This is a genomic window from Ureaplasma zalophigenitalium (assembly GCF_025780055.1).
In the GTDB taxonomy this organism is placed as follows: domain Bacteria; phylum Bacillota_I; class Bacilli_A; order Mycoplasmatales; family Mycoplasmoidaceae; genus Ureaplasma; species Ureaplasma zalophigenitalium.
In genome coordinates, this window is record NZ_JAOXHJ010000001.1 from 136,485 (window position 1) to 148,687 (window position 12,203).

At 29.7% G+C, this 12,203-nt stretch carries 9 protein-coding genes and 3 tRNA genes; 6 read left to right on the top strand and 6 right to left on the bottom strand.

The window, feature by feature from the left end; genetic code table 4:
- Positions 1–2 precede the first annotated feature (2 nt).
- Positions 3–1,109, top strand: a complete 1,107-nt coding sequence (locus OF365_RS00720; protein ID WP_263817707.1) for a phosphatidate cytidylyltransferase — start codon at positions 3–5, stop codon at positions 1,107–1,109.
- On the opposite strand, the gene OF365_RS00725 is transcribed toward OF365_RS00720, so the two are convergent.
- Together OF365_RS00725 and OF365_RS00730 are read right to left on the bottom strand one after the other, a co-directional pair.
- Complete coding sequence (locus OF365_RS00725) at positions 1,101–1,445, bottom strand: hypothetical protein (RefSeq protein ID WP_263817708.1); 345 nt, start codon at positions 1,443–1,445, stop codon at positions 1,101–1,103. The two genes, OF365_RS00720 and OF365_RS00725, sit on opposite strands and share 9 nt — an antisense overlap.
- On the bottom strand, positions 1,435–3,390 hold the full coding sequence (locus OF365_RS00730) for a cysteine peptidase family C39 domain-containing protein (RefSeq protein ID WP_263817709.1): 1,956 nt from the start codon (positions 3,388–3,390) through the stop codon (positions 1,435–1,437). The genes OF365_RS00725 and OF365_RS00730 overlap by 11 nt, the downstream gene beginning before the upstream one ends.
- Before the next feature lie 88 nt (positions 3,391–3,478).
- Here OF365_RS00730 and OF365_RS00735 point away from each other — a divergent pair, with 88 nt between their 5' ends.
- From OF365_RS00735 to OF365_RS00745, 3 genes are all read left to right on the top strand, one after another.
- A complete protein-coding gene (locus OF365_RS00735; RefSeq protein ID WP_263817710.1) occupies positions 3,479–5,158 on the top strand; it encodes a ribonuclease J in 1,680 nt (559 codons plus the stop codon).
- A 2-nt stretch (positions 5,159–5,160) separates the two neighbouring features.
- Positions 5,161–7,464, top strand: a complete 2,304-nt coding sequence (locus OF365_RS00740) for an FtsK/SpoIIIE domain-containing protein (RefSeq protein WP_263817711.1) — start codon at positions 5,161–5,163, stop codon at positions 7,462–7,464.
- 91 nt (positions 7,465–7,555) lie between these two features.
- The gene (locus OF365_RS00745) at positions 7,556–8,914 is read left to right on the top strand and encodes a leucyl aminopeptidase (protein ID WP_263817712.1); all 1,359 of its coding nucleotides are present in this window, start codon (positions 7,556–7,558) and stop codon (positions 8,912–8,914) included.
- Between the two features lie 53 nt (positions 8,915–8,967).
- On the opposite strand, the gene OF365_RS00750 is transcribed toward OF365_RS00745, so the two are convergent.
- The 4 genes from OF365_RS00750 to OF365_RS00765 all read right to left on the bottom strand — a co-directional run bounded on the left by OF365_RS00750 (position 8,968) and on the right by OF365_RS00765 (position 11,675).
- Positions 8,968–9,043, bottom strand: a tRNA-Trp gene (locus OF365_RS00750).
- 45 nt (positions 9,044–9,088) lie between these two features.
- The gene (locus OF365_RS00755; RefSeq protein ID WP_263817713.1) at positions 9,089–9,316 is read right to left on the bottom strand and encodes an acyl carrier protein; all 228 of its coding nucleotides are present in this window, start codon (positions 9,314–9,316) and stop codon (positions 9,089–9,091) included.
- Between the two features lie 12 nt (positions 9,317–9,328).
- Entirely contained in the window at positions 9,329–10,576 is a 1,248-nt protein-coding gene (locus OF365_RS00760; RefSeq protein WP_263817714.1) for a DUF5452 domain-containing protein, read from the bottom strand.
- A complete protein-coding gene (locus tag OF365_RS00765) occupies positions 10,554–11,675 on the bottom strand; it encodes a hypothetical protein (protein WP_263817715.1) in 1,122 nt (373 codons plus the stop codon). The genes OF365_RS00760 and OF365_RS00765 overlap by 23 nt, the downstream gene beginning before the upstream one ends.
- A 274-nt stretch (positions 11,676–11,949) precedes the next feature.
- Here OF365_RS00765 and OF365_RS00770 point away from each other — a divergent pair.
- Together OF365_RS00770 and OF365_RS00775 are read left to right on the top strand one after the other, a co-directional pair.
- Positions 11,950–12,026 (top strand) — tRNA-Arg (locus tag OF365_RS00770).
- Between the two features lie 52 nt (positions 12,027–12,078).
- Positions 12,079–12,154 (top strand) — tRNA-Arg (locus OF365_RS00775).
- Positions 12,155–12,203: the final 49 nt, after the last annotated feature.

Sequence of the window (12,203 nt, forward strand, 5' to 3'; positions counted from 1 at the left end):
ATATGACTGCTGTTGAACTTCAACCCAACCACCAAGTAAACAAAAAGAGCAAACAAGATTTCAAATCACGCATTTTATGTGGAATCGGTATTCTGATTTTCTTCTTAGTTTTTATTACACTAAATGCTTTTGCTGATTTTAATACCTGATCAATACATAGTTATAGTTGATTTTCTTTTTATGAAAAACTAGGTTTTTTAATTGCAGGAATTGTTTTGTTAAATATTGTTATGAGTTTGTGCGCTTATGAATTTAACAAAACATTTTATAATAATAAAAAAACAACACTAATTATTCACGAGTTGTGAATTTTATTAGTATGTAACACAAGCATTGTGTCAACTGTTTTATTACGTATTTATGACGTTAATTCTGGTGTACGCGATTTTAATGGGATCAAAAATTTTTTCTGGTCAACACAAAATTACTGAGCAATCAACTTTGCTTTATTTTTTATCGTAATAATGATTAATTCTTTAATGCTGATTAAAAACAATAATTTAACTAAAAAACAGAAAATATTAGCGGTTTTAATCGCTGTTATTACTTTCCTGTTCTTTAGCAATATATATTATTTAATTCTTTTACGCAGTTGAATCATTTGAACATTAATTGCAGTATTAGTGATTCTAACTGATACTTTTGCATATGTTGGTGGTAAATTATTTGGTAAAACAAAAATATTTCCGAAAATATCTCCTAAAAAAACTTGAGCGGGTTTTATTACAGGTATAATCGTGGCCAGTTCAGTAGTGTTTTTATTGTGTGTGTTAGTTATTTGAAAAACTAAAATAAGCAATAATAACGAACAAGGTATTAATTTAATCTATAATCATTTTGTTCTAGATTTTTATGGACTGAAGTTTCTATGATCTATGTCAGAAAACACATGATTAGTTTTATTTTTATTGATTATGTGTTTTTGACCATTACTTTCAATAGTTGCTGTCTTTGGCGATCTTTTCTTTAGTTATGTTAAACGTTCGTTAGCTATTAAAGATTTTTCAAACATTCTTAAGGTGCACGGAGGTATTTATGATCGTATTGACGCTTTGATGCTCACTACTATCACCTATACTTTTTTTGCCCTAATTTCTGATTTATTTTAGAATTAATTTATAGATGAGTGGTATTTCATTGATTAATAATTCAACCTTATTATCTTTGAAATCAAAGTCTTGTAATGTTAGCAAAACCTGATTGTTTTTTAAAAATTTATACTTATATGCACTGACATACAAACTTCCTTGATGTTTATATGTCAGTGTTTTTTTCTTTTTAAGTAATTGAAAAATCGTTTTAGAAACAATGAGGCGCTGATTGTTAGGATTAATCAGACAAGTAATATATTTATTCGTTTTTAATCCACAAACTAAACCGGTAATTAAACATAGCAAAATAATTAAACCAATGATTAAACACTTTTTTCAATGTTTAAAAGTCAAGGTTTATCACTTCCTCAAAAAAAGGTTTCATTTGTGTATCGTGGCTAACACAGATCACTAGATTATATGTTTGTAGTAGAGGCATAAAGGATTGCAATATAAAAGACTTAATTTCTAAACTAACATTAGCCAACGCTTCATCCAAAAGAATTAATGCATGGCGTTTTTGTAAAAGTCGTAAAAAGTTAATAATTTGTCTTTGTCCCGTTGATCATAACTGCTCATCGTGCATATTCATCAATGTATTAATTTGAGCCATTCCTAATAATTGTACTAACCGATTGTCTTTATTAACTTCTTGATCCGTTAATAAATCGTGTCAATTCAACGGGAAAATTAAAGCATCCCCTGGCAAATAAATAATTTTTCCTTGTAGATAATGACTGGCTAAATGCTCGCGGGGAAGATTATTAAATAAAACACCTTGCCCGTCGAGGATTTGCTTGAGTAGCGTTGTTTTACCACAACCGTTGCGACCAGTTATTAAAGTATGTTTACTAATTGATATTTTTTGTTTTGATAAATATACACTTTTGATTTGATCAATTAGAAATCCATAGGTACTCTGCTGATTATTTACTTCTATGATTTTATATAACGTTTCATATGCATATTTATAATTAGGAATTAACATAAAATAGTGAAATATTTTTTGGTAATTTTGATTTATATTTTGATGTAAAAAAATAATATACATCAAACTGCTGATATTAACGTTTTGTTGTTTATAAATTACTAGTATACTGGTTATTAAAACTAAAAATAGATATCCGTAATCTTGCGTAACACTTGCTAAAAAACCAACAATCGATTGCTTAGTTAGCAATTTTTTTTGACTTTTGACACTTAACTCATTTTGCTGTATTAAATGGCGCAGGTAGTAAGTCATTTTACCTGTATCAGATTCTTTTTGGATGAACTTAATTAACTTTTGCGTAGCTAGGAGTTTATTGTGGTTGTTTTTTATAATTGTTAATTGATGATGTTTGTTAACACGATACCCCCAAAGATTAATTAACACACTTAAAATTCCAATAATTAATGAAATAGCAAACAATTGAGTATTGTATTTAAACATCAAAATATTAACTATCATAGCAAAAATCAAAGCACTAATAAAACTTGCTAATGCATTAATTTTGAAGTTGATAACAGTCTGAATATGCTCCTCTAATCCCAATAGTTCGCCCAAATTTGTTTTATTAAAAAATCATTGTTGTTTATTTGTTAGTCGTTTTAATGTAAAATATAGAATATATAGAGTTATTTCTTCAGATTTTTTATGAATGATGATTTGGACGAGTTTTTGACGCACCTGATTCGTTAAAAAAATAAAACTAAAAAGCACTGTCAACATAACCACATTTCTAGTTTCTTGTTCTGCGATTCCTCAATCAATTATATAAGTAACAAATTTGCTGCTAAGAATTGAAAAAACTATTCCAAGACCTTCAAGAAAAATTAAAAAAATAATTAATTGTCAAGCAAAAATTTTTGAATCATTAAAAAGTGGTTTTAAACGAAATTTTGGTGGCTGCGTGTTATTTTTATTAAATAATACAGCTACATTCAAAAAGTGCTTTTGTAAATTTGAAAAGTCTGTTTCACGATAACCATCTTGTGGGTCATAAATAGCTACCTTCTGGCGACTATGTAGTTGAGCAACTATAAAATGGTTTTGCCCCTCGTTTTTAACTAGCAAGACAATATATTCTCCAGTATGCTTGTCTAATAATTCATCAAGGTTGCATCTATAGGATTCAGCAGTTAAGCTAAAATCTGCGGCTAGTCGTTCGAATTCATTTAAATTCATCCCCTCTTCAGAAAGAAATGCTTTTTCAAGAACATTGATTTTACTTATTTTTTGTTGATACAAATGATTGAACATCATAGTGATAACGCAAACACCGCATTCATTCTTATTTGTTTGTTGAATAACTCGCATTTAACTCATCTCCTTTATTTTAATAACCGGAGAGAATGTTATTTTTACTTATAAAAATTTATTTATATTACTTAATGAGGTAGAAAATATGGCAAAAATTAAATTACTAGCACTTGGTGGACAAGATGAAAAAGGGAAAAATTGTTTCGTTTTAGATATTGATAACGAAATTTTTATTTTTAATGCAGGAGCAAAATTACCTGATAATAACATGTATGGAGTAAACAATATTGTTGCTGACTATAGTTATTTGCAAAAAAATGTGAAACGAATTAGAGGTGTCTTTATTGCTACGCCAGTTTACAATAATTTAATGGGGTTAAAACTTTTATTGGCACAAACAGATTATAATCTACCAATTTATACATCTCCTATTGGAGCTATTGTCATTGAAAAAATGTTCGAAACGAAAATGAACAATAAACTTGTCAAACCCAACATTATACAAGTCAAAACATTTGAAGATCTAAAAGTTGGTAACTTAACAATTAATGCTTTTAAAGTTACTAATTCAATTCCTAATTCACTCGCTTTTGTTTTAAAAACAAAAGATGGCAACATTGTTTATGTCGATGATTTTATCATTTCAAACGATAAAAATAAAACGTTTGAATCGCAAGTAATCAATGCTCATCAAATTTTGCGTAACAACACTTTAGCAGTTATTATGGGTATGAATAATGCAGGCAAGAAGGGTTTAACAGCACCGCACCACCGCAACAAAGGATTTTATGAAGATGTTTTATCAAAAACAGAAAATAGAATGTTTGTCGGTTGTTATGCCCATGATGTTTACACTATTTTTAGCCTAGCAACTTTAGCTAAACAAACTAATCGTCCATTTATTATTTATTCTCAAACATTCATTAATGTTTTTAATGGAATTATTCGACAACGTTTATACTCACCAAAAAATTTGATTTCTCTACCAATTAGTGAAATCAACAAGAATGACAATGCAATTGTTGTTATTATTGAGAACCAAGATAATCTATTCGCTCGTTTAAATAAAATTTTAGATGATGAAGATAAAATAGTACATTTAAATGAGAAGGATAGTTTAGTTTTAGGTGTAGGAATTACTCCGGGATATGAGTCATTAGCAGCTGATTTATCAGATCGTGTTCACAAATTAAATATTCCTTATTTCACACTACCTAAAACAGTTTTACCAATGCAAGCCTGCGATGAAGATATTAAGCATTTTGTAAATGTTATGAACCCAAAATACGTTGTTCCCATTGGGGGTTTATACAAAACAGAAATGAAATTTGTAGAAACTTTAAAAACGACAAAGGTTTTGCCTGATAATATTATTAGTTTAGATAATGGACAAATTAAATCAATTGTTGATAAAAATTTAGAAAAAGAAGTCGAGACAATTCATTTAGTTGAAAAAATGATTTCTAATTTCAATACCCTAGATGTAGGAGAAGGAATCTTGTATGAGCGTCGACAAATGGGGGAAAACGGTATAATTATTTTAACAATGGCTTTTGATAAAAAACACCAACGTTTAATTGATTTTATTGATTTTAAATACTTCGGAGTAATCAATAAAAATAAATCAACAAACGAAGTTGTTAAAGAAATTGAAGAAACTTTTAAAGCATCTTTAGCGGAATGTATTGTTTATGACAAACAGAAACGTTTGAATATGAAAGAAACGAAAAACAATACTCGTCGCCAGTTAGCGAAATTGTTTGAGAAGAAATTTAATAAACGCCCTCTTGTTTTACCAACGATTATTGATTATTACGAGGCTTAGTTATGAACCAAACTAACACTGTGGAAACTACTCACAAAAAAACGACTAAAAAAATGCGTAAACAAAAAAAACAGTTGCATTTAAAATGACGTATTCTGATTTATGTTAGCTTATTACTTTTGTTGTTAATGACGATTGTTAAAGTGCCATACTTTACATCCGTTATTGATTATGTTATCGAATATTTCTTTGGGTTTAGTAGATACTTAATTTACTTTATTCTACTTTTATTAGCGCTGTTTTGGTGGTCCAAAAAACTGCGCTGTAAAATATTCAACCGATTTACAATTTGATTTTATGTTTTAAGTCCGATTCTTCTAAGCATATTTTTAGGATATATATCTAATTTAGTTTTAAAACAAACTGATTATATTTTTCTAGATGGTAGCTATACACAGATTTTTACAAATTTGTGAAAAGTTAATTTTATAGTTGCTATATCGCACACCCAATACTACTTTTCATTGTTTGATTTTGCTTTTGGGGGTGTATCTGGTTTCATTAATCTAGATTTATACACTCAATACGTAGTCATTTTCATGGTAGTTTTACTAAGTTTTATATTAAGTATTTTATTAATTATCTTTATTTTATATTCTGTGCGCAATAAGCGTTGATTTTACAATGCTAAATTACGAATGATTAATAAATTAATTAAAAACGTTAATAAAGAATACAAAAAAGAATTTGAATTAGTAGACCACAGTGTTAATGTGAGCGAAAACGCTGAAACACAAGAACCTGTTAACGAACAACCTGATATTAATATTCAAGAGACTCGAGAGACAACACCTTTAGTTGCTCCTGTAGTAACAGCAGATAATAATTATTCTGACGAAACGAGAAATAAGGAAGTAGATGAACAACCTGTTAATCACACTTCAACAAGAACAGGTACACCGAGTGTAATGGATACACACCCAAAATTAACACAACAAAACCAAATGTCAACGAGCTGGAAATCTGGACAAACAATCAATATACCCCAAGCATTTGATATAGGTGTCACTAAAGCAGCTGACCACCAAGAAGATTTACTAACACCGAAATTAGCAGACTCAACCGCTGTTAAATCCGTGAATCACTCATCCGAAAAAACTCTTACCAACCAAACACCAAGTACTTTTAAGCGTACGCAAAAATTCACCTTATCAATGAATGATATTTTTGAAGAACAAAAGAAATTGCAGGATGAAAAAGTGGTTTTTGATGGTGAACAAGATTATTATCATGAACTAAATAATATGATTAACAAAATTGACTTCCGTTTTAATCAGTATGCAAAAGCGAATGGCATTGAAGTAAAAATAATTACAAAACGCACATACTTTTCTATGGCAGAAGTGGTTTACTCATTAAAAAATATTGATATCCCAACATTTATTTCGCAACATAATTTAGAATTAATCCAAATTTTAACCGCTCAAGAAACAGATTTACGTGTTAATTTATATCAGCAAAACAAAGATTTAGCCCTTCAAGTGTCTAGCACTAAATTAACGAGTTCTTTTAGTTTAAAAAATGAAATTAAATTATTAGATGAACAGGAATGAGAAAATTTCAATTTAATCTACGGGAAGGACCACGAAAGAGAAGTGGTCTGATCAAACCAACTAGATGGCAATTTAATTGTTTATGGTTCAGCAAAGGGTTCTGGCCGTGCAATGTTATTATCCAATATAATAATGGGCTGTCTATTAACGCATAAATCCTCTGAGATTGAGTTGTATTTATTTGATGCAAAAACTAAATTAACTAAAACTTTTACCAATTTAATACATACGCGCAAAATTACAGATACGTCAGATCCGGCCGAGGTTATTGAGGATTTACGTAGTTTACAGTTAAAATTCAATGACATTAAAAAAACAATGCAAAACAAGGGTGTTGATAATTTATTCGAACTGAACCATATGTCACAACAAGCTTACAAAATGAGCCTAATTGTTTTCAGTGAATTTGCTCACATTTTAGATAGTCCCTATAAAGAAAAATTTATTGTTTTATTACAAAATTTAATCGCATTAGCACCAAGTATCGGTTGTTTAATCGTCTTGGGTACAGAAATAGTTAACGAACAAACAAGCGCTTTTAAAGGTATGTTTGAAAATATTGCCATTTTAAAATTAAACAACGAGTATGAATCAACGCTAATTTCTCCTCATAATTGACTACATAATTTATATGGATCAGGTGATTTGGTTCTAATGAAGGCAAACACAATCGAATTATTACGTCTGCAAATAGCAAAAATTACAAACGAGGAAATTAGTTCATTGCTCCAAAAATTATCAGTAGATAATTAATTAAAAACAAAAAACACACATCCTTTATATAAACAGGATGTGGATGTATTAAAATAAATATAACCATTTATATTTTAAGGAAAGAGATAATATGACATTTAATAAAAAAGAAAATTTCATTTATGAGTTAAAAGCGGTATGTGAAAAACACAATATTGCAGGATTTGAAAGTAATACAAAATTACACGAGGTGTTCGGTAATGTTTATGAAAAAAACCACCACATTGTTTTAAATAAGGATTTTGATACTAATGAATTATGACGTGCTTTAGTTAAATTCTTATCAAAAGCAGCTAAACCAGTTTCTGTTGATTTAGATTCATTTTTAGCATTAGTTGATGAAGATCAACATGAATCAGTAATTGGTATTGTTGTTGCTGCATTAGAATACGTAGAAGTAACGCCATATTCTGAAAAAACAAAACAAACGCCAAAGAACATTCATAATTTAGTATTTGACGCTAAATTACAAAAATTAATTGACAAACACCTTGTGATTGCTCAAGCACAATCATTTGCGCGTATGTTACAAGATACACCATCAAACAAAATGTCTCCAGGAGATTTTGAAAAGGCTATTCGTGCTAAATTCGCCGATTTAAAAAACGTGAAAATTAGTGTTTTAGACCGTAATGATTTACAAACGAAAGGGTTTGGTTGTCACTATGGTGTTGGTAAGGCTGCTGTTTCAGAAAATTACCAACCTCGTTTATTAGTTTTAGAATATAACACTAAACCAACAAACCAAAAATATGCTTTTGTTGGTAAAGGGGTATGTTTTGATACAGGGGGGAATAACATTAAAACTGGTTCACACATGCGTTGAATGAAGTTCGATATGTCAGGTGCAGCAATTGTTGCCTCAACATTATTCGCTCTAGCGAAAAATAACGAAGAAGTAAATGTAGTTATGCTATGCCCATTAGTATTTAATTTAGCAGGGATTGAGGCTCAAAGACCAGATGATGTTGTTACAGCTTATAATGGTAAAACAGTAGAAATTGACAATACTGACGCTGAAGGACGTCTAATCCTATGTGATGCTCTAACTTATGCAGCTAAAGACATGAAGGCAGATAAATTAATTGATATTGCAACACTAACAGGAGCAATGATTTATGCATTAGGTGAAACTTATTCAGGAGTTTGAACTACAACTGACTGCTTATGAAGAGCTTCAGAAGCAGCTGCTAAGTTTGCTGGTGAATTAGTGTGACGATTGCCTTTCCACTATGATTTTAAGGATTTATTGAAATCTAATGTAGCTGATATCGCTAACTCAGTAAGCGATCCACGTGGAGGATCTTCACGAGCTGCGGCATACTTAAAAGAATTTACTGAAGACAAACCTTATGCACACTTTGATGTAGCGATTACAGCAGATGTTGGACACCAAGGAACAGGTGTTATGTTAAGAACATTCTACAAAATGGCTATCGACCAAAAATAATTAATATTTAGAGACAAAAAAACCAAGATTTAAATCTTGGTTTTTTATTTTAATGGCAGGGGTAGTAGGACTCGAACCCACAACACACGGATTTGAAGTCCGTAGTTCTACCAATTGAACTATACCCCTAAGAATACTTTAATATTATAACATTAAAAAATAAAAAAAGAAACACTAGACGTGTTTCTCAAAAGTTTTAATTAAATCTCCCAGAGTTTGAATACTGACTAACTCTTCATCACTAAGGCGAACATTTAAAGCATCTTCAATATCAACAATTAAATCCATAGCGGCTAATGAATCAATCCCTAAAGTTTTTAAATTAGCCTCCTCATTCACTAATTGATTTAAATTAATCTTTTTTTGCTGAGCAATTTTACTAATAGTTTGACGAACGTCCATATGGTACCTCTCTTATTGTTCTAGATAAAAACTTAATTGATCATAAAATTGTTTCTTAATACCAACATCTGGTGTATTAATTTGTCAATTAACAAGCACAATTAATCGTTTATCAATTATTTTATATTTTACACTATATTCTAAATAGTTTCATACTCTCTTGAATTGATCAAAGGTAAGAATAGCCTTAAGGAAGATGTTTTTTAATTGTTCTTTGATTGCTGTTTCCTCAAAATTTATCTTGTTCCCAGGTTCATTAAAATACTTTCTAAAATCAATTAATTCATAAAAATCATTCATTTTTTCAAGGACAGGTTTTAAATTAAAACGCGTTAATTGGATTTGCTCAACCTCGATTAAATCAGGTGCATCCTCTTTTTTTATTTGTTTGTTATTAGGGTTACTATTTGGCACATCTTGATTATTGATAGTTTCTTGATTATTATGTTTGTGGGGTTTATTTTGCTTAACATTTTTGTCATGCAAACCTTTATTTTCTTGCTCTTTTTCTTCAATACTAAGTTTTTGATCAGAATGACTTTGTTTATTAGTTGATGTATTAATCTGTTTTTGTGAATCAACGCTTTGGCCAGTATCTTCTGGCGAATGAACAGTCGAATCAACTTCTATTTGCAAATCAGCATTATTATCTTGATGTTTTGATGTATTAGTATTCTTATCTACCTGCTCTAGATTAGTATTCATTTCATCTAATGGTTTTAATGAATTATTAACTTTGTTTTTATCCTCATGTGGATTATGGTTTAGATCTGTAACTTCGAAGTTATGCGTTGTTTCGTTTAGGATTTCTGATGAATTAATTGCTTCATTTTTCTGTTTTAGAGCATTTTCTGTTTTATCCTGATGCTTTTGCGTATGATTTTGATCGATGTGCTCTTGCAAATCAGTCGATGTATTAGAAGGTTTGGTTTCTCGAACATGGATGTTTGCTGATTTATGATGATCGACAATAACAACTTCTTTTTTGATAGGCTGAATTTTATTATCTTTACCTAAGAGCTCCTTGTTATTATTGATTGTAAAAGCGCTATTTATTTGATCTTGCGTTTTTTGTATAGGTTGTAATATCTGCTTATCTGTAGGTAATGAAGTATCAATATTGTTTTTTTGGTTTTTAACACCTAAACTAATTCCGATACCAACTGCTGCGCCAATAATAGCTAATCCAAGACACGTGAATAAGATCACCTTAGTACGAGGTGTTTTAAAAAACTGTTTAAATTTGTTTAAAACCGTCATAATTGTTTATTTCCAAACTACTAACTTTAATTAATGGGCGCAAGTTATTTATAAAGTCATTTTTAAATTCTAGGGTTGTTCTTGCGTAATAGATGCTAGGACTCAAAAAATTACTTTTAATCTTTATTTTTAAAATAACCGTTTGCCTTTTAGGTAATCAAATACCTTTAAAACCTTTCGAATCATCAATTGTTAACTGATCCTTTAAAAAATCATATTTAAAAAGTGAATGAGGCTGAATGTTAAAAAATGATTTTTCAACATCATAGTATTTTCTTATATTTTCAACTTTTTCCTCTCATTCCAAATGTTTTATTTCGTTTGATAATGATTTATATTCTAGACTATACTTGATTGAGTAAATGTCTCCGTTTTCTAAATACACTTTTTCATCAACCTTAAGGGGCTTTATATTTTGTGCGCGTTGTGCTTTGTCATAGATATAATTAGCATAAGTTTGTAAAGTAAAAATACAAGGACTATGAAATGTTCCCAGATCTAGGTCACTATTTAAATTAAAAGCATTAGCATAATAATAATTATGGTCATATAGGCGTTGTCAGACTAAAGATCGACGCAAGTAATCTCGTGATATTTCATAATCAATTTGATCATGTAATTGAGTATCATCAGTTACTTTTAAATTTAATTTAAATTGAATTAATTGTTTTAAAATTTCCTTAGTGGACAACCCCGATTCATTTATATTAACCCGAACAGACGCTATATACACGTGTTGTTTTAAAATGGTATGAGCAAAACGTAAATCTTCGACTCTACTTTCTTTTAAAGCAATATTTCTAAAAGAACCAATTGATGAATCGATATCTAGATAGAAATAATTTGTAGGTAAATGAAAATTTCCAACAATATTAATCTTAAATTGCATTGTTAAAACATCTTTAATTAACTCATTCTTAACATCATATTGGTTAATATAGATACCAAAAGGACGTCCTTCGAAATGATCTCGTAGTTCTATTGGTTTATTAAAATCACGAATATAGTAAGGTTTTTGACTGTTACTGCGACCTTGATAACCCTTTTTATTATTGTATTTATATCACATAACATAATCCTGACTAGTGTTTACAATCATTATTTACACCCTCCTTTCATCAACTTCAAAACAAACTCATGAGAATTTGCCTATGTCAGACACATTTTTGTCACCACGCTTGCAAACAGTGGATTAGAATTGTTCAGCAACAGAGTGTAGAAAACAAATTCTTTCTAAAAAAATCTTGAATAATGTTAAATTTATTAATAAAAATCACCTCAATAAACTAATCGGTTGATTTTTGATTTTTACTAAAATAATTTTCTTTAACCTTTTTTAAGCGCATTATTTTATAATATATAAAGTATTTTAAGCACCTGTAGCTCAGTAGGATAGAGCATACGCCTTCTAAGCGTACGGTCAGGGGTTCGAATCCCTTCAGGTGCGCCATTTAAAAAACTAATCTGCAAAAGCAGATTTTTTTATTATAATTAATAAGTATGCACCCATAGTTCAATGGATAGAGCGTATGTCTTCGGAACATAATGTTAGGGGTTCGAGTCCCTTTGGGTGCGCCATTAAAATATAATAGACCTTGGGTCTATTTTTTATTACTTTTGGTGTGTT